Origin of the sequence: Cryobacterium sp. Y62 (genome assembly GCF_002929785.1) — a bacterium.
Classification (GTDB): domain Bacteria; phylum Actinomycetota; class Actinomycetes; order Actinomycetales; family Microbacteriaceae; genus Cryobacterium.
Genome location: NZ_PJJK01000107.1, coordinates 73,865 through 92,054, shown reverse-complemented (window position 1 = coordinate 92,054; position 18,190 = coordinate 73,865). Strand labels below are relative to the sequence as shown.

At 62.2% G+C, this 18,190-nt stretch carries 18 protein-coding genes, 1 tRNA gene and 3 pseudogenes; 10 read left to right on the top strand and 12 right to left on the bottom strand.

The annotated features are described in order from the left end of the window. Positions 1–74: 74 nt before the first annotated feature. Both CXY71_RS10660 and CXY71_RS10655 read left to right on the top strand, forming a co-directional pair. Positions 75–1,376 carry an ISL3 family transposase gene (locus CXY71_RS10660; RefSeq protein ID WP_104135585.1) on the top strand — a complete coding sequence of 434 codons (1,302 nt, stop codon included), beginning with the start codon at positions 75–77 and terminating at the stop codon, positions 1,374–1,376. A 58-nt stretch (positions 1,377–1,434) separates the two neighbouring features. Continuing rightward, a pseudogene (locus CXY71_RS10655) lies at positions 1,435–1,890 on the top strand (recombinase family protein); the annotation flags it as partial. 25 nt (positions 1,891–1,915) lie between these two features. Here CXY71_RS10655 and CXY71_RS22030 read toward each other — a convergent pair. Together CXY71_RS22030 and CXY71_RS10650 are read right to left on the bottom strand one after the other, a co-directional pair. Beyond that, positions 1,916–2,059 (bottom strand): hypothetical protein, encoded by a 144-nt coding sequence (locus tag CXY71_RS22030; RefSeq protein ID WP_233204591.1) that lies wholly within the window; start codon positions 2,057–2,059, stop codon positions 1,916–1,918. A 13-nt stretch (positions 2,060–2,072) separates the two neighbouring features. Beyond that, the gene (locus CXY71_RS10650) at positions 2,073–2,453 is read right to left on the bottom strand and encodes a DNA/RNA non-specific endonuclease (protein ID WP_233204590.1); all 381 of its coding nucleotides are present in this window, start codon (positions 2,451–2,453) and stop codon (positions 2,073–2,075) included. On the opposite strand from CXY71_RS10650, the pseudogene CXY71_RS10645 reads away from it, so the two are divergent. The 3 genes and pseudogenes from CXY71_RS10645 (at position 2,394) to CXY71_RS10630 (ending at position 6,858) form a co-directional block, all read left to right on the top strand. After that, positions 2,394–3,536, top strand: a pseudogene (locus CXY71_RS10645) (IS3 family transposase). The gene CXY71_RS10650 and the pseudogene CXY71_RS10645 sit on opposite strands and share 60 nt — an antisense overlap. Positions 3,537–5,122: 1,586 nt before the next feature. Further along, positions 5,123–6,241, top strand: a complete 1,119-nt coding sequence (locus tag CXY71_RS10635) for an aromatic acid exporter family protein (protein ID WP_104135583.1) — start codon at positions 5,123–5,125, stop codon at positions 6,239–6,241. A gap of 161 nt (positions 6,242–6,402) precedes the next feature. Next, on the top strand, positions 6,403–6,858 hold the full coding sequence (locus CXY71_RS10630) for an SRPBCC family protein (protein ID WP_104135582.1): 456 nt from the start codon (positions 6,403–6,405) through the stop codon (positions 6,856–6,858). 374 nt (positions 6,859–7,232) lie between these two features. On the opposite strand, the gene CXY71_RS10625 is transcribed toward CXY71_RS10630, so the two are convergent. The 3 genes from CXY71_RS10625 to CXY71_RS21475 all read right to left on the bottom strand — a co-directional run bounded on the left by CXY71_RS10625 (position 7,233) and on the right by CXY71_RS21475 (position 9,106). Continuing rightward, a complete protein-coding gene (locus CXY71_RS10625; protein ID WP_199184279.1) occupies positions 7,233–7,940 on the bottom strand; it encodes a tyrosine-type recombinase/integrase in 708 nt (235 codons plus the stop codon). Beyond that, positions 7,904–8,749: a tyrosine-type recombinase/integrase gene (locus CXY71_RS10620; RefSeq protein WP_199184278.1), complete on the bottom strand. Its 846-nt coding sequence runs from the start codon at positions 8,747–8,749 to the stop codon at positions 7,904–7,906. The genes CXY71_RS10625 and CXY71_RS10620 overlap by 37 nt, the downstream gene beginning before the upstream one ends. Positions 8,750–8,878: 129 nt before the next feature. Continuing rightward, on the bottom strand, positions 8,879–9,106 hold the full coding sequence (locus CXY71_RS21475; RefSeq protein ID WP_199184277.1) for a hypothetical protein: 228 nt from the start codon (positions 9,104–9,106) through the stop codon (positions 8,879–8,881). A gap of 164 nt (positions 9,107–9,270) precedes the next feature. Between CXY71_RS21475 and CXY71_RS10615 the strand changes: the two are divergent. Together CXY71_RS10615 and CXY71_RS10610 are read left to right on the top strand one after the other, a co-directional pair. Beyond that, positions 9,271–9,576: pseudogene (locus CXY71_RS10615) on the top strand (IS3 family transposase); the annotation flags it as partial. A gap of 54 nt (positions 9,577–9,630) precedes the next feature. Continuing rightward, positions 9,631–9,942: a hypothetical protein gene (locus CXY71_RS10610; RefSeq protein WP_146072800.1), complete on the top strand. Its 312-nt coding sequence runs from the start codon at positions 9,631–9,633 to the stop codon at positions 9,940–9,942. Positions 9,943–10,305: 363 nt separating this feature from the next. Here CXY71_RS10610 and CXY71_RS10605 read toward each other — a convergent pair. The 5 genes from CXY71_RS10605 to CXY71_RS10585 form a co-directional block, all read right to left on the bottom strand. Then, positions 10,306–10,380, bottom strand: a tRNA-Arg gene (locus tag CXY71_RS10605). Beyond that, positions 10,371–10,856, bottom strand: coding sequence for a VOC family protein (locus CXY71_RS10600; protein ID WP_368665878.1), 486 nt, complete (start codon positions 10,854–10,856; stop codon positions 10,371–10,373). The genes CXY71_RS10605 and CXY71_RS10600 overlap by 10 nt, the downstream gene beginning before the upstream one ends. 10 nt (positions 10,857–10,866) lie before the next feature. After that, on the bottom strand, positions 10,867–11,364 hold the full coding sequence (locus tag CXY71_RS10595) for an HNH endonuclease (protein WP_104135580.1): 498 nt from the start codon (positions 11,362–11,364) through the stop codon (positions 10,867–10,869). 341 nt (positions 11,365–11,705) lie between these two features. Then, on the bottom strand, positions 11,706–12,509 hold the full coding sequence (locus CXY71_RS10590) for a C40 family peptidase (RefSeq protein WP_104135579.1): 804 nt from the start codon (positions 12,507–12,509) through the stop codon (positions 11,706–11,708). Positions 12,510–12,791: 282 nt separating this feature from the next. After that, positions 12,792–13,511, bottom strand: a complete 720-nt coding sequence (locus tag CXY71_RS10585; RefSeq protein WP_104135578.1) for a metal-dependent transcriptional regulator — start codon at positions 13,509–13,511, stop codon at positions 12,792–12,794. A 132-nt stretch (positions 13,512–13,643) separates the two neighbouring features. On the opposite strand from CXY71_RS10585, the gene serC reads away from it, so the two are divergent. Beyond that, positions 13,644–14,762 (top strand): phosphoserine transaminase, encoded by a 1,119-nt coding sequence (gene serC / locus CXY71_RS10580; protein ID WP_104135577.1) that lies wholly within the window; start codon positions 13,644–13,646, stop codon positions 14,760–14,762. Positions 14,763–14,936: 174 nt separating this feature from the next. On the opposite strand, the gene CXY71_RS10570 is transcribed toward serC, so the two are convergent. Further along, positions 14,937–15,560 carry a DUF3027 domain-containing protein gene (locus tag CXY71_RS10570; protein ID WP_104135575.1) on the bottom strand — a complete coding sequence of 208 codons (624 nt, stop codon included), beginning with the start codon at positions 15,558–15,560 and terminating at the stop codon, positions 14,937–14,939. After that, positions 15,553–15,933: a cold-shock protein gene (locus CXY71_RS10565; protein WP_092451191.1), complete on the bottom strand. Its 381-nt coding sequence runs from the start codon at positions 15,931–15,933 to the stop codon at positions 15,553–15,555. The genes CXY71_RS10570 and CXY71_RS10565 overlap by 8 nt, the downstream gene beginning before the upstream one ends. Before the next feature lie 93 nt (positions 15,934–16,026). Between CXY71_RS10565 and CXY71_RS10560 the strand changes: the two genes are divergently transcribed. Both CXY71_RS10560 and CXY71_RS10555 read left to right on the top strand, forming a co-directional pair. Continuing rightward, positions 16,027–16,299 (top strand): multidrug ABC transporter ATPase, encoded by a 273-nt coding sequence (locus CXY71_RS10560; RefSeq protein WP_146071719.1) that lies wholly within the window; start codon positions 16,027–16,029, stop codon positions 16,297–16,299. Then, positions 16,299–18,161, top strand: coding sequence for a helicase-associated domain-containing protein (locus CXY71_RS10555; protein ID WP_104135573.1), 1,863 nt, complete (start codon positions 16,299–16,301; stop codon positions 18,159–18,161). Before CXY71_RS10560 ends, CXY71_RS10555 begins: the two co-directional genes overlap by 1 nt. The last annotated feature ends 29 nt before the right edge of the window (positions 18,162–18,190 follow it).

Genomic DNA, 18,190 nt, shown 5'->3' with positions numbered 1-18,190 from the left:
TAACGGCCGCACGCCGCTCTCCGCCTAGGTTTCTAACTGTCAAAGGTAAGAAACTCGGGAACGGAAAAAGCGGCGTGCGAACTCTAAGAATATGGCGAACCCTCCTTGGTGTCGAGAACACGTTCGTCGAGGACGTCGATCTTGATCTGGAGGGCAGGATTTTGATCGCGTCGGTGCGTCCGATGGCAGTGAAGCGGAACCGCTGCGGGTCCTGTCAGAAGCGCTGCCCACGCTACGACCTCGGTGACGGGCAGCGTCGCTGGCGAGGGTTAGACGTGGGCTCAATTCAAGTTCACCTCGAAGCCGACGCACCCCGAGTGTCCTGCCGCGTCCACGGCGTCACCGTCGCCGCCGTCCCCTGGGCTCGGCACCAAAGCGGCCACACGATGTTCTTCGATGATCAGGTCGCGTGGCTGGCCACGCAAACATCCAAGACCGCCATCACCGTGCTGATGCGCATCGCGTGGCGCACCGTCGGCGCAATCATCACCAGGGTCTGGGCCGATACCGAAAAGCAGTACGATCAGTTCGCGGACCTGACGCGGATCGGGATCGACGAGATCAGTTACAAGCGCGGCCACAAGTATTTGACCTGCGTCGTCGACCACGATTCCGGCCGCCTCGTCTGGGCGGCGCCGGGTCAGGACAAAGCCACCCTCGCGACGTTTTTCGATGCGTTAGGCCCGGAGCGTTCAGCCCAGATCACGCATGTTTCGGCCGACGGTGCGGCCTGGATCGCCAGTGTTGTCGCGGAGAAAGCGCCCGACGCCGTTCGGTGTGCTGATCCGTTCCACGTCGTGACGTGGGCCACCGAAGCCCTCGATGACGTCCGCCGGGCCGCGTGGAACGATGCCCGCACAGCCGCCCGCCACAACGATGCCCGACGCACCCGCGGCCGGCCAGCCGCCGACGCTCCCGCTCGCCCGGACAGCGCCCGAGCTGCCGGCATCAAGAACTGCCGCTACGCCCTCTGGAAGAACCCGGAAAACCTGACCGAGAAGCAGCAAGCCAAGCTCGCCTGGATCGTGCAGACCGACCCTCGCCTGGCACGCGCCTACTACCTGAAGGAAGGCCTCCGGGTGATCTTCAAACTGCCCCTCGACGAAGCGACCGAAGCCCTCGACAAATGGGTCGGCTGGGCCCGACGCTGCCGCATTCCGTCCTTCGTGAAACTGCAGAAGAGCATCGTCAAGCACCGCACCGCGATTCTCGCGTCCATCGAGCACGGCCTCTCCAACGGCCGCGTCGAATCCATGAACACCAAGATCCGCCTCATGACCCGCATCGCCTTCGGCTTCAAATCACCCGACGCCCTCATCGCCCTCACCATGCTCAGCCTCGGCGGGCACAAACCCGTGCTCCCCGGCCGGATTTAACCCACGGTTACGTCAGGAGAGCCCATAAACGCGGCGGTTTCTAGGGGTCGGTGTTAACACGGGGAAGGATCAGAACCGGCCCGAGCCGGAGGAGATGATCAAGTTCGTCCGAGATAGCGATACTGTTCTCGTGCATTCCATGGACCGGTTGGCCCGTAACTTGGATGATCTTCGCTTGATCGTGCGCCGGCTCACAGCGAAGAAGGTCCGGGTCGAATTCGTGAAAGAGCAACTCGCCTTCACGGGCGACGACAATGCAATGGCGAACCTGCTCCTCAACGTCATGGGAGCGTTTGCTGAGTTCGAGCGTTCCTTGATCCGTGAACGTCAACGCGAGGGCATCACTCTGGCTAAGAAGCGTGGTGTCTACCGCGGCCGCACCCCGTCACTGGACGCGGCCCGCGCGGCCGAGCTGCGCGAGAAGGCTGCCGCTGGCGTGCCGAAGTCTGTGCTTGCTCGAGAGTTTGGGATCAGCCGCGAAACCGTCTACGTCTACCTCCGCGCCGGGGACTGAGCTGGCTGTAGAGGATTCGGTGTGGTTAGAGGTGGATGCCTGCGGTGTCGACTAGTTCGGTCCAGCGCGTTTGACGATCGGTGTCTTCTCGGATTGCTGGGGCCTGCGCGTAGACGTCTGCTTCGGATAGGGCGGTCAGGTTGAGCCCGGTGAGGTCGATGATGTCCACGATGGGTACTTGGTTAGGTGCGGTACGGTCCCAGCGGTGGGGGTTTACCGTACATGAGGGCTGGAGTGCGGACCGTGTCAAGGTCGATGTCTTCTAATTGTGGGCTTTGGTCGAGGACGAATCCGGCAGCGTGCAGAATGGTGGGGCCTTTTGTGGTGGTTGTCCATGCTGCGATCTTCCAGAACGCTTGCGGGATCTTCACCCCGCGGTATATCGGATCTTCGGCTGAGAGTACGGGGGCGGTGAAGACGCTGAGGCGGTTACCGTTGGGACTGCCCCTGGTTTGGTTGACTCCTGATCTGTGGAGATTCGTCTTCGCTGGAAGGATGTCATCATGCCCAAGCCCTACCCACCCGAGTTTCGCCGTGATGTTGTCGCGGTCGCCCGAATGCACGAAGCTCCGCTGAACCAGATCGCGAAGGACTTCGGCATCTCGGAGTCCTGCCTAGCGAACTGGCTGAAGAAAGCCGACGTCGAAGAGGGCGTGAAGCCCGGTGTGACCGAGAAGGAGTCCGCGGAGCTCCGGGATGCGAAGAAACGTATCCGGCTGCTCGAGCAAGAAGCCGAGGTCATGCGCCGTGCCGTCGCCTATCTTTCCCGTGACGTCAACCCACAATGATGTACCCGCTGGTCCTCGAAATGGCCGTCGACGGTATCCCCATCACGGTGACCTGCCGGGTGTTGCGCTTCTCCAAACAAGCGTTCTACAAGTGGAAGCGCAACCCCATCTCCCCGCGCGACTGGGACGACGCCCACCTCACCAACGCCGCCTGGGACGCGCACCAGGACGACCCCGCGTTCGGCTACCGGTCCATCGCCGACGAGCTCCACCAGGCGGGCCTCGCTGCGGGTGAGAACCGAGCCTGGCGGCTGGCTCCCAGCAGCGACTTGGAGCGTGTTCGCGAAGAAACGCGGCCTGACCCGCAAGGCCGGGGCATCGGTGCACGACGACCTCGTCAAGCGGAAGTTCACCGCGACGCGCCCGAACCAGCTCTGGCTCACCGACATCACCGAACACCGCACCGATGAGGGCAAGATCTACCTCTGCGCGATCAAGGACGTCTGCTCGAACAAGATCGTCGGCTACTCCATCGACTCCAGGATGACGGCGTCCCTGGCCGTGGCCGCGGCGCGCCACGCGATTGGCCAACGCACCATCGACGGCACGATCCTGCATTCCGATCGCGGGTCGCAATTCCGCTCCAACGCCTTCCTGCGGGTACTGAAGAACAACGGCATCACCGGATCGATGGGCCGCGTTGGCGCCTGCGGCGACAACGCCGCGATGGAGTCCTTCTTCGCGCTGCTGCAAAAGAACGTCCTCGACCGGCAACGCGGGGCGACCCGGGAGGAACTGCGCCTCGCGATCGTCGTCTGGACCGAGCGGACCTACCACCGCAAGCGCCGACAACGCCGCCTCGGCAAACTCACCCCGATCGAGTTTGAGACAACACACCTGGCCCTCACGGCCGCCTGAAACCACTAACCCTCTAAGTCAACTGAACCCGGGGCAGTCCCTTTCGTCCACTTCCAATTCCGGTCATCCGCGTCGAAACGGGCACGATTGACCCCTTGATGGTGAGTGCGTCTGCCGCTCGCCCGAGGTCTCTTAGGTGGCGATGGTGCGGGCACAAATGTCGCTGGTTGCGGTCACGTAGCCTGAGCTATTCCAGGCGCAGGAGAAGCACGGCGTCGAGGTCCACCGGCGAGGCGAACGCACCACCGCGCAGATCGCTGAACTCTTCAGCGTGGCCAGGTCCACGGTCTACTGCGCGATCCAACGCGCCAGGGACATCACCGTCTAAGCGTTCGTTGTGCAGACGAGTATGGGGAACATGACACGGAGACGTGCCGATGTCGTAGTGACAAGACTCTTCGTAGCCAACAGGTCGCGAGACTGCCAGAAGTTTCGAATGGTTGTTGCGTGTCGACGCTGTTGGCTGCTGCTCGCGCGTTCGTTGCCGCCGGAGAGCGGAGGCCATCGTGGTGCTGACATAGCGCATGTCAACACTCCCGTGAGTTCGTTTGCCGCGTAATTTTGGGCGATATCTTCTCTGACGTAATAAGCATCCCGAAAGAGCTGTCGGCGGAGAGGGTGAGTTCCGCCAACCAGACCGGGTTCACGCTGGGCGAGCGACCGCCATGGAATTTGAAGTAGAGGGGCATGGCGGGGTGTACCCATATTGAACTGCGACCATGTCCCGTCTCAGAGGCCTCTTTCCAGGACACCAGGAAGCTTTCGCCCCGGCGAAGCTTGCGGACAATCACGATCTGAATGTGCGCCAGAATCCGATCGTCAAATTCGACCGTTCTATTGCCGTACTCTAACGAACCCACAACACACACTACGTTTCCTGGGATATGTGGCTTGTGCCCTTGGTGAGGGGTCACACGCCGTTGAAAGGTGAAAAGAATTTTCTAGAGACCGTTCTATGACTTAGTCATCCCAATTTGCATATTCGTGTTTTCCCTCCGAGCGCGTTTGAAGAACTGCAATGGCACGGTTTGAATTGAATGAGTAGGAGATCCGGGGGATGTCGCACCGACCGTTGGCTGGCGGGGTTACCGACGACCGTGGTAAAGACGGATAGTGGTGGAGTTATAGCCGGAATATTTCAGCAAGTATCGAGGTGCGGCAGTCTCTGCGTTCTGGGCAGGGTCCAATTTGATTTGCGCCTGAGGACGACAATACGAGCAAATGATTCTCACGAATGAACACCTTTGTTCGTTCTGCCGCCCGAATAGGACATCGCGCCACATCTTGCGGGAAGCAATCACTTCACNCGCCCTCACCATGCTCAGCCTCGGCGGGCACAAACCCGTGCTCCCCGGCCGGATTTAACCCACGGTTACGTCAGGAGAGCCCCGAAACAACGCCATTAACCGTTGCGACTCACCAGTGAACGAAAGTGGACATCCTCTCCGAAATTCCACAGCTCCGTACCGCCGTGCTGCGGGAGTGTTTTTCTTGTCGGGTGTTTCCCAGCGCCTCGCCAGCCTCCGCGCTTAACCTGCGGGGCGAGCGGATCCCAACTCTCCGTTGCCGCAGGAGAGACTTAGACGATGCCGAGAACGATTTTCCCGTGGAACGTATCACGGCTGGCGTCGGTTCGTCGTCGTCTTCAACCTCCGCGATTCCTCCAGGTCACCAAGATTGCTGTTGCTGTGGCGATTGCCTGGACGCTGTCCCCTTTCCTCCCTGGAGATGCTCAGGAATTGCGGTATTACGCGCCGCTGGGCGCACTTCTGAGCATGCACCCAACGCTTATGCGTTCGCTTCGCAGCGCTTTACAAACCCTCGCTGGGCTCGCCGTGGGGATCGCCCTCGCCGGGGCCGTGCTCCTCCTGAGCGAGCCCAGCGTGTGGACGATCTCGCTGGTGATCGGCCTTGGCTCCCTTATCGGAGGAATGCGATGGCTTGGTGTGGGCGGAGAACAAGTACCTCTGACTGCTCTTTTCGTTCTCATCATCGGCGGTCCGGAAGCCGATGATTACTCGGTCGGCTATCTCGCCCAAGTCTGTCTGGGAATGGTGGTGGGGCTTTTGGTCAACCTGCTAATTTTGCCGCCGCTCGCCATCGGCACAGCTGTCGAGCGGTTGACCAGTTTTCGAGGCACCCTCGCCACGCACCTCAGCGATATCGGCGTAGCCTTGGTCGAGAATTGGCCTCCGGAGCGTGACCTCTGGGCGACCAGGGGTAACGCACTCACCGACGCGGCCCGAGACGTCAGGTCGGCTGTGCAGTACGCCGATGAGAGTCGTCAGGGTAACCCTCGCGCTCGGTTCAACCGCAGAAATCTTGTTGTTGACTATGAGGACCTCGCGGCTCTGGAGAACGTGACCTTTCATGTGCGCAACCTGACAGAGGTTTTTTCGGGCATGATTTGGGGTAAACCGATTCCCCTTGAACTGCCGCCCGAGTTGCGGCCGGTTCTTAGCGATGCCCTGCACGCGGTCGCGGAAACTTTGCGTGCCACGGACGACGGCCCGCGTGATAGCGCACCCTTTGATGCCGCCGTAGTGGCAGTCGAGGCGATTCTGCACAGCATGCAAGAGTTGGGTGCCGAAGCGACATCGCTCAGCCCGACGGCCGCGATCGTCATCGATCTGAAGCGCATTTTGGTCGCGCTTCGCCCGGGGACCGAGAGGGAATCTGACGGGTCTCCCTCGCCCGTTGTTTAGCCCGGCCCATCGAATGTTCACGCTGCTGAGGTTCCGCGCACAGGTACCTTCTCGTTTCTGCAAGTTTTTCCTTACCCGGGTTGACCTTGGATAAGCCTTCGGTACGGTGAATGGGGTTGCAGAAACTATTTCATCCGTGGAATTCGCATTAGGAGGTCATCATGCCCAACGCCATCGAGACTGTCGACGTCAACGTTCCCGTTACCGTTGCTTACAACCAGTGGACAAAATTCGAGGAGTTTCCAAAGTTTTTGAGTTTTGTTGAATCCATCACGCAAGTAACCGACACTCTCACCGAGTGGAAGATTAAAATCGGCGGCGTGGAGCGCACGTTTGAGGCTCGGATAACTGAGCAGCACCCCGACGAGCGTGTTGCCTGGAACAGCACCGGCGGCCAGGTCGACCACGCGGGAGTCGTTACGTTCCATAAATTGGCCGCGAACAAGACTCGTGTGACGGTTCAGCTTGATTGGGAGGCAACAGGGCCGATTGAGAAGGCTGGGGCCGCTCTCGGTATTGACGGCCACGCCATCAAGAAAGACCTCACGAACTTTAAGGAGTTCATCGAGGCGAAAGGAGCCGACGATGTCGGATGGCGCGGAGATGTACAGGCCTGACGCTGCGGGAAGACCAACCTACGACTCGTGATGGTCCGCACACGGCACACCGGAGTTTGGCCACTTGGGATGACGCGACTCTCGAAGCGCTTGGCAAGCTATCTTGCAGAGCGGGGTCAGGTGTTCGTGCTGGATGGCTTTAATGCCCCGGTTCGCCGTCGTGAGTGGTTCCCTTATGTTTCCGTTTGTGACTTCCGAGAGGTGGTCAGGCGGGCTACATGATTGGCTCATTCGAGATGTTGTGAAGAGCCGCCACCGGGTTCGATGTGAGAATCACGCGATCATCCTTGTTAGATCCTTGTGCGGGGCAGAGCACGGCGTAGCGGTAGCTCAACTGTTTGTATGTGGCGCTGTAGCCGCCAACTGGTCCTGTTTTATGGCCTGTCATCGCTGAGACATAGGTCTTGGGTCGGACAAGTAGACTGCGGAGAGAAATTCCGGGTGAAGACGCCGCGGGAGCGGGTATCGCAATCGGTCAGGACGTCAAGGAGCTCGCCGGTGAGCGGCAGTCGTCGGTCACGATGTCCCTTGGCGCCCAGCACCTCGATAACGCCGTCGTTCAGATGAACATCGTGCGGGGTGAGGTGGCGAACTTCGCCGGTGCGCAGCCCGCCGGAGTGCATCAGGGCGAAGAATGCGACGGCCTGCCATTTCCACGGCGAAGAAGCCTCCACCCGTGCGGCCGCCCGGAAGAACAACTCAATTTCGGCGTCAGTCAGCAGGTAGGGCCGCGACCGGACGAAACCGGCCTTCCAGCGGTCCGACAGCACGTAAGCCTTCTGGTTGCCGTTGATCCGCACCCACCGGCCGAAGTCTCGGATGTAAGACATCCACGACCGGTAAGGTCCCGGCTGGGACGATTGCTGGACCGTCACCCAGCCCTCGATCGTCGCCCGGACGAGAATCTCCAAAGCATGGTCAGCGCAGTATCGGTCGAACTGTTTCAGATACCAGATCCGGGAAGCGCCGTAACAGCCCATGCTCGTTTTGAACGCGAGGTAGCCCTCAAGGTCATCGGCGAACAGGCTGGCGAATCCGTGCCCGCTCACGGTCGTGGCCTTGCAGGCATCGGAAGCACGCATGCGCGCATCTGCTCGGTGTCGTCGCTCAAATAGACGTTCGTGGAATCCGGACTCGAATGTCCCAGAATTGCGGAGATCGTCGGCAGTGGTGTTCTCGCGCGCAGCAACTTCGTCGCCGCGTGGTGACGCAACATCCGGGTGCCCGCTTTCGTCTGCGTCACCCCGGCGGCCCTGAATATCCGCCGCGTGATCGCATAGATCGTCGCATGATCTGCCAACGCGAGGTGCGGGGCCAACGACCGCAGGAACACGTTCTCGATGTCGGAGGCTGGCCGGTCGCCCAGAACATAGTCGGCCAGCTTACTGAGGACCGCGGCAGGCAGCGGCAACGTCAACGGATTGCCCGTTTTCTGCTGCACGATGCCGAGAGTGGAGCTGCGCCAATCGATGTCCATCAGCCGTAGCGCGATGATGTCGCAGGCGCGTAACCCCGTCACCAGAGCCAGCATCGTGATCGCAGCGTCTCGGGCAGGAACGTCGCCGCAGGTGCAGGCCGGAATGACCAACTGCTCGTCACCGTCGGCCAGTACGGGAACGAGCTGGTGCCACCGCCAGGCGCGCGCCATTGTCAACGCATCAAGTAAATCGTGCCGCTGGACATGGGTGAGGAATGGGCGGAAATTCGATACCACCGTCCACATCGCCGATGCCGCCCACCGGTCCAGCAATGACTCCAGATAGGCAAACACGGTGGTGCCGTCAGCTGCCTCCAACGACGTGATCCCGCTCGCCTCCAAAAAAAGCAGATATTCGCGTGCCGCCCGACCATAGGCACTTCGAGTAGCCGTGGCCAGGCCACGGCGCTCCATCTCTCACGACCACGCGTCCCAGACGGCGACCAAGTCGGCGCATTGCGGCACTGCCAGGCCGCCGCCGCGGTTACTCATCACCAAGCTCACCCGCCTGGTCAATACATACGAGTCGAACAGTGTCACTAATCAGCCATAATCGAAGTGGCGTTGGACGCTGAAGCGGCCCGTTCTCAGACTCGTCGTCATCGACGCAAACTCCGCCCCCAAAGCCGAGGTGTAGACGCCGTCCTTCCGCGCCAGCAGAGCCAACCATCGAATCGACTTCCGATAGTTACCAATCGTCGACTCTTTGTAACCGGCCGCTCTCCGCGCCTCGACAACGACAACTCCAATGTCATCAACCAGCGTTTCCATAGTATTTTCCCTTCACCGTGCATCTGGACACGATGAAGGTAACGCCAGCGACCGCAGCGCACTATGCCGAGAAAGTCGACCTCCCTCCCTGTAAACAAGCGGCATCGGCACGGTTTCTCGGCTTAACGTCATCCTCGGCATAATCGCTGTTAAGCCGAATTCGGCTTAACAGCGATCGCGGGTCGCAATTTCGTTCCAACGCCTTCCTGCGGGTGCTGAAGAACAACGGCATCACCGAGTCGATGGGCCGTGTCGGCGCCTGCGGCGACAACGCCGCGATGGAGTCCTTCTTCGCGCTGCTGCAAAAGAACGTCCTCGACCGGCAACGCTGGGCGACCCGGGAGGAACTGCGCCTCGCGATCGTCGTCTGAATCGAGCGCACCTACCACCGCCGGCGACGGCAACGCCGCCTCGGCAAACTCACCCCGATCGAGTTTGAGACAATAAACATGGCCCTCACGGCCGCCTAAAACCACTAACCCTCTGAGTCAACTGAACCCGGGGCAGTCCCACGGCGCGTGCTCGTGCAAACGAACGCCGTGCGTGCGGGCGGCCACATCGTGATCGGCTCCCCCAAAGGTTACGAGATGCGCAGCGTGCCCGTTCCTGCCTTTCTCGAAGCGTCGCAGACAGATCAGATCGCAGGCAAACAGCGCAACCAGCTCGTGTTCGGCAATGGCAACATCTATTTGGACACGCCGACCCACTGTGACGTCTGGTTCGCGGGAGCCCGAAAACGCGCACGCCTGACCGATTCGTCCATTCCTATTGGGCTGACGCTGCATGATTTGCGGCATACCGCAGCGTCCCTGGCGATCTGGGCGGCGCAAACGTGAAGGCGGTGCAGCGCATGCTGGGGCACGCCTCAAAGGCGATGACCCTGGACACCTACGCCGATCTATTTGACGATGACCTTGACGCAGTGGCGATCTCGCTTGATACTGCAAAGACCAGGTCGGACGCGCTGCCGTAACGATTCACGCCCGTCGGAGTCGATTTTCTACCTCGAGGAGCGGCCCCAAGGCCCCTGGCGCGGTGTCCCCGCTGCGCGTTGAAATGCCAAAATTGGGCCGTTTCAGCGACCACCGATCACACCTAAATCTTTTGAAGTGTGGGCAAAATGTGGGCAAACGGCCATTCCTGAGAAGTACGAAAACCCTACAGCCCAGTGTTTACAAGGGATGTAGGGCCTCAAAGCATGGTGCCCCTGGAGGGATTCGAACCCCCAACCGTTTCCTTAGGACGGAACTGCTCTTCCGTTGAGCTACAGAGGCTGGTTCGGCAAGTTTAGCCGGTCGCGCCGGTCAGCCCGCTCGATCGAAGCACGACGGTGCCACGGAAACCGCGTAATGCCGACGCCGGCTAGCTGGTCATGTGCACGATCTAGAGCAAGTTGCCGCAGGTCGTCGAGAACAGCCGTGGTCACCGGCCTTATAATCGTCGGTTCCTGCGTGACGCGCACGCCGAGGCCGCGAAGTCGCTCACACCGGAACGTCGTCGACAGCGAATTGGGTGAACGGGATGCCGTCGGCGTCCGGGGCCTCCCTGACCGGCTTCGCGGCGAGGTGGCCGCTGGGTTCCAGCAACAGTTCGGTGCCTTTCGGGTTCTCCGAGGGGACACGACGGTCAGCCAGCGGTCCTCGCCGTCCATGGGGCTGTCATGCTTTTTCAGGAAGCCCAGCACGTCGGTGTAGAACCGCAGTGCCTCCACCTGGTCATCGACGAGCCCGCCCGTAATGTTGATCCGCATGACCAAAAACCTAGGCGGCAGGCGCCAGGTAGGCGTCCCAGTCCTCCAGCGGCCGCTCGACGCCGCGCACAACCCACGTAGTGCCCTGCGGCATCCGCGGGGTGAAGCGCAGCTCCCAGCCCATTTCGGCCGGGGTGTGGTCGCTCTTCAGGTTATTGCAGCGCAGGCAGCAGGCGGCGAGGTTGTCCCAAGTGTCGCGCCCACCGCGCGATCGCGGCAGCACATGGTCGATCGTGGCCGCGGACTTGCCGCAGTAACAGCAGCGGTGATCGTCACGACGCAAGACTCCACGGCGACTGACCGGCACGAGTCTCGACATGGGAATGCGCACGTACCGCGTGAGCAGAATGACGCTCGGCCGATCCCATGACCCCGAGGCCGCGAAAACGGGATGGTCCCGATCGGACTGCACGATCGTCGCCTTCTGATTCATGACCAGAAGGAGTGCCCGTTTGAACGAAACAACGGCGAGGGGCTCATAGCCCGCATTGAGTACCAGTGTGCGCATGCGCTCCCTTTCGAAGGAGGCTGGACGGCTTCCAGCCATTCGAACTACATCCGATGCGCAAAGAACAAGAGCGTGACAAGGCGAGAGAGGGTACAAAAAAGGCGCCGTCACGATGACAACGCCTTACGGCTGCTCACGCAGCTCTTCTCGCTCTGACAACTATGCCGAAAGCACTCGCGACCGCGCACATCCATGGTGTGGATAGTGCGTCGCTCATGCATGGGCTCTCCTTGCGGATCTTCAACTACATCAGGGCACTAGGTTAACCCACAAATGGCGCATCAGGTAAACCTGAACGCGCCATTTGTGTGAGCTGTTACCCAGCGTTCACCGAGGGCGGGTTAGATGCCGATCCTCACGATGTAGTAGTCGCTGCTCCAGATGGGCTGTATCCGCACCGACTGGCCGGTGTATGGGGCGTGCAGAATATTGCCGTTGCCGGCATAGAAGCCGTCGTGACCGGGCATGATCACGAGGTCGCCTGGCACGGCATCCTCGATCGCGATCTTGGTTCCGGCCGCGCCCTGGCCCGTCGACGAGTGCGGCAGACTGATGCCGAATTGCGCATAGACGTACATGATGAAGCCGGAGCAGTCGAAGCCGGCCGGGGTGGCGCCGCCATAGACATACGGTGTGCCCTGATACTGCGAGGCCACATTGAAAACGGATGCGAGATCAAAATTCGGGTAGGTCGGGTTGGCCAGGTAGTCGGCGACGCTCGGACCGGAGTAGCTCGCGGCATACGAGGTCATCTGCGCGGCGACCTCGATACGGCGGGTTTCCGCGGCTGCCGCGGCGGCCGCAGCTTCAAGTTCTTCCGGGGTGGTGGCGGTGAATCCTTCGCGAGCAACACTCACGGTCGCTGCCTGCGCGTCGACCTCAACGGCTTGCGCCTGAGCCTTGGACATTTCGGTGGACTCACTGGCCTGAAAGCTGGCTTCGTTCGAACCGGGGGCGAAGGCATAGGCCGGAAGGGCCATTGTGGCGATCATGCCGGTAGCGAGGGTCATAACGACGACATTGCCGAGGCGGCTGCGGCGCTTCTTCGGGGCCGCACGCGGCAGTGCCCGGTGGGCGTGTGCCGAAGGTTCCACTGTTGCCAGGGCATCGGATGTTCGACCCAGCCCGCGGCGGGACCTTCTCATGCCTAATGCAGCCAAAGTTTTAACCTCCGGCGCCTCGACAACACTAGGTTGTTGTCCCGTCCACTTCGCTAATCGCGGGTGTGTTCCTAGTCAAGAGACGGGGCGAACAGGCGTCTTGGCTAGAGTCCTTCGACCGTTTCTGATCTGTGGGACTCCCCGAGGTTACAAGACGCGCACCCATTTGTCACGCTGAAGTACCATTTTTCTAACGAATTGATAACGGCACGGTCATTGGGACGAGACGTCTGGCTGGAATCGGCGCGGAGCGATCTGCGCCCGATGTCAGTGAGCGACGGGCGCGAAGCCGTCCGGCGTGCTGACGAAAATATGGCTGGCGACCTCGTTGGGCAGTTCCAGGCCGGCACCGAAACCTTCGACCTGTACTAGAACGTACGATCCGGCAACCGAGAAGACTCCCGTCGCGCCGGGCATGACGCCGCTCTGCTTGAGCTGCAGAAGCAGCTCGGGGTCGAACTGCACCGGTTCACCTAGGCGACGGATGACCGCGGTCACCGGCTCGGATGAACTCGCCACCACCGCAACCACGCTGGTTACTCCCGCCATGAACGCCACGGCCGCTGATTCACCGAACTCGTCTAATCCCGGAATCGGATTGCCATAAGGAGACTCGGTGGGGTGACCGAGCAGCTCTAAAATCTTGCGTTCCACCTGTTCGCTCATCACGTGCTCCCAGCGACAGGCCTCATCGTGCACGAACTCCCACTCGAGCCCGATCACGTCGCTGAGCAGACGCTCGGCCAGACGGTGCTTGCGCATCACGTGCACGGCCTTACTGCGGCCCGCCGCAGTCAATTCCAGGTGCCGGTCGCCGGAGACGACGACGAGGCCGTCCCGCTCCATGCGCGCGACGGTCTGGGAGACAGTGGGACCGGAGTGCCCAAGACGCTCGGAGATGCGCGCCCGCAACGGCACGATCTGTTCTTCCTCCAGGTCGAGGATGGTGCGGAGATACATTTCGGTGGTGTCGATCAGATCGCTCATCCGCAGCCCTTCGTTCAGCTCGTGCGCGCACCGCTCATCTGGTGACGGAAGGTGCCTCGTTGGCGGCCTCGGCAATGGCCCGCACAGCGTCACAAGCCTACCCGCCAGTGGGAGGGCAACTAGAATTACGGCATGGCAGACCTTCTCATACCCACCGATCTGCTCCCCGTCGACGGACGATTCGGCTGCGGCCCATCGAAAATCCGGAGAGAACAGCTCGACCACCTGCTCGGATTCGGCACCGGAGTGCTCGGCACCTCGCACCGCCAGCCCCCAGTGAAAGACCTCGTCGGTCGGGTGCGGGCCGGCCTCGCCGAGCTGTTCAGCATTCCGGACGGTTATGAAGTCGTGCTCGGCAATGGCGGCTCGACCGCGTTCTGGGATGCCGCAGCGTTCTCCCTGATCGAGAAGCGCGCGCAGAACCTGGTCTTCGGCGAGTTCGGCGGCAAGTTCGCCAAGGCGGCCGCTGCCCCGTGGCTCGATGCCCCCGACGTGATCAACGCCGACACCGGCTCGCGCAGCGACTTCGTTGTGAAGGGCGGCATCGACGTCTACGCCTGGCCCCAGAATGAGACCTCGACCGGCGTCATGGCCCCGGTCATCCGGGTCGCCGGCGACGCTGGCGCCCTCACTGTCATCGACGCCACGAGCGCCGCCGCTGGCATCGATTTCGATGCCAGCCAGGCCGATGTCTATTACTTCGCCCCGCAGAAAAACCTCGCCTCTGATGGTGGCCTGTGGATCGCCCTGTTCTCCCCGGCGGCCCTCGAACGCGTCGAACGTATCGCCGCGAGCGGCCGGTACATTCCGGAATTTCTCAGCCTCAAGAACGCCGTCGATAACTCCCGCCTGAACCAGACGCTCAATACCCCGGCCCTCAGCACGCTGCTGCTGATGGAGAACCAGATCGATTGGATCAACCAGAGCGGCGGACTGGCGTGGGCGTCCGCGCGCACCCTGGCATCGTCATCCGTTCTATATGACTGGGCGGCAGACGTCGATTACGCGACCCCGTTCGTGGCGGACCCGACCCACCGTTCGCAGGTCGTCGTCACGATCGACTTCGACGACGCCATCGATGCGTCAGCGGTCAGCAAGACGCTACGTGCCAACGGCATTGTTGACACGGAGCCGTACCGCAAGCTCGGCCGCAACCAGCTGCGCATCGCGACCTTCACCGCGATCGACCCTGAGGATGTCAAGAAGCTCGTCGCGTCGATCGAGCACGTCGTCGGCCACCTCGGTAACTAGCACGAAGCCCAACGAAAGGATCGGGCCATGCGTCTCTGGCTGAAAGACAGTGAACGTCGGCCCGATCCGCTACCCGCGAGAACGGATGCCCGCAAGGCACTGCTTGTGGGCACGCTGCTCTGGCTGATCGCCCTCGGCGCCGCACTCGTCATTGAGTTCACGGCGCCGCAGGCATCAGGGGCGGCGAGCGCGTCGGGACCGGGTTGGTGGCTGTGGTGCGCTGTCATCGGCGTCGGGCTCGGACTTGCCGGTATCACCTGGGTTCAGTTCCGCCGCCGCTAGGGCCTCATCGAAGTCGATGCCATCGAGGGCATCGAGCGAGTCATCGGCGTCGTCACCGGACCCATCGTCGCTGTCTTCGTCCGACTCGTCGGAGTCGTCGGAGTCGTCGGAGTCGTCGGAGTCGTCATAATCCTCTGAATCTGATTCGTCGACATCCGCGTCCCCGTCGTCTTCGATAAGGCGATCCGACCACGGCACCCATTCGGGTGCCAGCAGGGAATCGTCGCCGGGGGTGAGCTCGGTCTCAAGCACCGTCGGCGCGGCATTTTCATCGACTCGGGCCAAGGAGACCGTCCAGCGCCAGCCCGGATAGCCGGTCATCAGGCAGTCGAAAAGTAGCGAGATCACGAACTCGCCCTCATCGAGGTGCCCGATCACCTCGCCGATCGTGTCCTCATCCGTGATCTCTCGGAGCGCAGTGCGGGCCAGATCAACGGCCGCGAGCAAGGTGGCGTCGGTTGGTTTTGCCGTCGTGGGCTGGGCGTCGGCCGGCTGTGCGTCCGTCAGGTCAGGCATCCAGTTCCTCGGCGACCTTGCGTAGCATCGCCGCGATCTTCTTGCTGTGGCTCGACTCGGGGTAGCGCCCGCGCTTGAGGTTGGTGCCGATGCCGTCGAGCAGTTTCACCAGGTCTTCGACGATGATCGCCATGTCGTCGGCCGGTTTGCGGTTGATCTTGGACAGGCTCGGCGGAGCTTCAATCACGCGCACCGAGAGTGCCTGGGCGCCGCGTTTGCCGTCGGCGATACCGAATTCGAGCTTCGCGCCGGCCTTGACGGTAACGCCGGAAGGCAGGGCGGAAGCGTGGAGGAAGACTTCCTGGCCGTCATCGGAAGTGATGAAGCCAAAACCCTTCTCTTCGTCGTAAAACTTGACCTTGCCGGTAGGCATCTGAACCTCACTGAGTTTTGGGCGCACAGAAGAGTGCGGGGTGTGAACTCAGCATATTCGGTTGCGGCCGCTGCGTGCCCGTATCCTTAGCCTGTGACCAATCAAACTCCACGACCCGTCAGCCGGATAGAACGTGTTCTTGCTTACACGGTTGCGGGCGTGGTCGGGCTGTCGATCCTCGCCTTTATCGCGGTGATCGCGGCGACGGCGGTGGGCGTCAAGGCGCCGCAATTCGGGCAGGGTATCTGGCCATCCGTTATCGTGCTCCCGACATTCGGTCTTCCGGTTGGTTTTCTGCTGGTCATCGCGCTCATGGTCACGGTTGGAGTTCGCCGCAGTCGCGAAGCCCGACGAGACCGCGAGTAATGCTCGGCCTCGCGTCACGACTTCGGGCCCTGCCCGATGCCGAGCTGCGGCACGTGATCGGGGTGCGCGGTGTGAGCGCGAACGGCATCCACGATTTCTTTGACCTGGCCGAAGCGCTGCTGCACCCCGAAAGCATCCAGCTGGCGCTCAGCCACCTGGACCGGTCCGTACTGGCCGTACTGGCCGTCGCCGGCGAATACACGAGCGCCGATTCGGTACCCAGCCTGCACGCCGTCGCCCAACGGCTCTCAGCACTGGGTTCCACCGAAGTCACGGCCGCCGACGTGGCCGCCCGCGCCGATTTCCTCGACGCCCTGCTGCTCACAGTTCGTACGGACGGATGCTGCATCCCCTACAACGCCGTCTCGGCTCACCTGGCGAAATGGCCGGCCCAGGGCCTTCCGGGAGCCGCCGATCTGGCCATCACAGTCTCCCCGGCCACCGTAGCCGCCGTACCGGACACCGATATCCCTTTCATCGACACGCTCGCCACCGAGCGCGCCTTCTCGGTTGTATCGTCGATCGCCGAGCTGGTCAACGAGCTCAGCCGCGAGCCCGCCCGCGAGCTCAGCCGCGGCGGACTCGGTCAGCCCGACACGAAGCGTCTGGCCGCCATCATGACCGTTGAGCTCGAGCTGGTCGCGCCGATCGTCGCCCTGGCCGCGCGGGCCGACCTGCTGGCCCGCTCCGACGGGTATTGGATGGAAACCGAGTCCGGCGAGGCCTGGCTGCTCGAAGGCACCACCTCCCGTTGGTCCACCCTGGCTGCGGCCTGGCAGGCGGCCCTCCCTCCTATCGTCGCCGACATTCTGCCGCGACAGGCGGGGTTGTTCTGGGGCGAGGCGCTATCGGGATTCATCGCCTGGCTCTACCCAGCGGGCGGCGAGTGGATGCAGACTCAGCTGACCGAGTTTGCCCGCGACGCCGAACTGATCGGCATCACGGCCCACGACACCACGAGTACCGCCGGCGCGAGCATGCTACGCGGCGACCTTATGGCGGCTGTGGCGACCATGGCGGCTGCCCTCCCCTCCGAGGTCGGTGCCGTGTATCTCCAGCACGACCTGTCGATGGTGTCCCCCGGCCCGTTGGCCCCGTCGATCGATGCCCGCCTGCGCGGGATGGCCGACGTGGAAAGTCGGGAACTGGCGTCGAGCTATCGCATCACCGCAGCATCCGTCAATCGTGCGCTGGCCGCCGGCGAGAACGCCGCGTCTCTGCTGGCCTTTCTCGCTTCAATCTCGCTCACCGGCATTCCGCAGCCAGTGGACTATCTGATCAATGAGTCAGCCGCCCGCTACGGTCGCGTGCGAGTGGGCACCCTGGCCGACGATGCCGTCCTCGCGTTGAGCTACGTCTCTTCAACGGATGCCGCACTGCTGAACACGATCGCGGTCGACCAGACTCTCGCCCCGCTCGGGCTGGTGCGCGCCGACGACGGTGAGCGCCTGCTCAGTCGGTTCGGCGGCGACGCGGTGTTCTGGGCGCTCAGCGATGCGCGCTATCCCGTCGCCGCCGAGAACGAACATGGCGAGATTGTGCACCTGCGGCGACACCAGGTCGCCAGGATCGCCGTGACCCCGCCGAAGGATCCGGCTCTGAACCTGGTCGAGAAGCTCCGCGCCAGCGACGGCCACGGCGTGTCGGTAGCGGATGCCTGGCTCGCCCGTCAGCTCGACTCCGCCATCAAAGCCAAGCAGACCATCCTGGTCAGCGTTGCGATGCCCGGCGGCTCGGTCGTGGACTATCTGCTCCAACCGGCCAGTGTCAGTAACGGCCGCTTCCGAGCTCGCGACCGACGCGCCGACATCGAGCGCACCCTGCCGTTGAAAAGCATCCTGAGCATCACCCCGGCGCCCTGACCAGCCAGGTGTCGAGGACGACACCCGAC

Bases quoted from the DNA above. Each gene is read 5' to 3' on its own strand.
- CXY71_RS10635 (WP_104135583.1), top strand. From the start codon at position 5,123: ATGCCGAGAACGATTTTCCCGTGGAACGTATCACGGCTGGCGTCGGTT.
- CXY71_RS10630 (WP_104135582.1), top strand. From the start codon at position 6,403: ATGCCCAACGCCATCGAGACTGTCGACGTCAACGTTCCCGTTACCGTT.
- CXY71_RS10625 (WP_199184279.1), bottom strand. From the start codon at position 7,940: ATGCGTGCTTCCGATGCCTGCAAGGCCACGACCGTGAGCGGGCACGGA.
- CXY71_RS10620 (WP_199184278.1), bottom strand. From the start codon at position 8,749: ATGGAGCGCCGTGGCCTGGCCACGGCTACTCGAAGTGCCTATGGTCGG.
- CXY71_RS21475 (WP_199184277.1), bottom strand. From the start codon at position 9,106: ATGGAAACGCTGGTTGATGACATTGGAGTTGTCGTTGTCGAGGCGCGG.
- CXY71_RS10600 (WP_368665878.1), bottom strand. From the start codon at position 10,856: ATGCGGATCAACATTACGGGCGGGCTCGTCGATGACCAGGTGGAGGCA.
- CXY71_RS10595 (WP_104135580.1), bottom strand. From the start codon at position 11,364: ATGCGCACACTGGTACTCAATGCGGGCTATGAGCCCCTCGCCGTTGTT.
- CXY71_RS10590 (WP_104135579.1), bottom strand. From the start codon at position 12,509: ATGAGAAGGTCCCGCCGCGGGCTGGGTCGAACATCCGATGCCCTGGCA.
- CXY71_RS10585 (WP_104135578.1), bottom strand. From the start codon at position 13,511: ATGAGCGATCTGATCGACACCACCGAAATGTATCTCCGCACCATCCTC.
- serC (WP_104135577.1), top strand. From the start codon at position 13,644: ATGGCAGACCTTCTCATACCCACCGATCTGCTCCCCGTCGACGGACGA.
- CXY71_RS10570 (WP_104135575.1), bottom strand. From the start codon at position 15,560: ATGCCTGACCTGACGGACGCACAGCCGGCCGACGCCCAGCCCACGACG.
- CXY71_RS10565 (WP_092451191.1), bottom strand. From the start codon at position 15,933: ATGCCTACCGGCAAGGTCAAGTTTTACGACGAAGAGAAGGGTTTTGGC.
- CXY71_RS10555 (WP_104135573.1), top strand. From the start codon at position 16,299: ATGCTCGGCCTCGCGTCACGACTTCGGGCCCTGCCCGATGCCGAGCTG.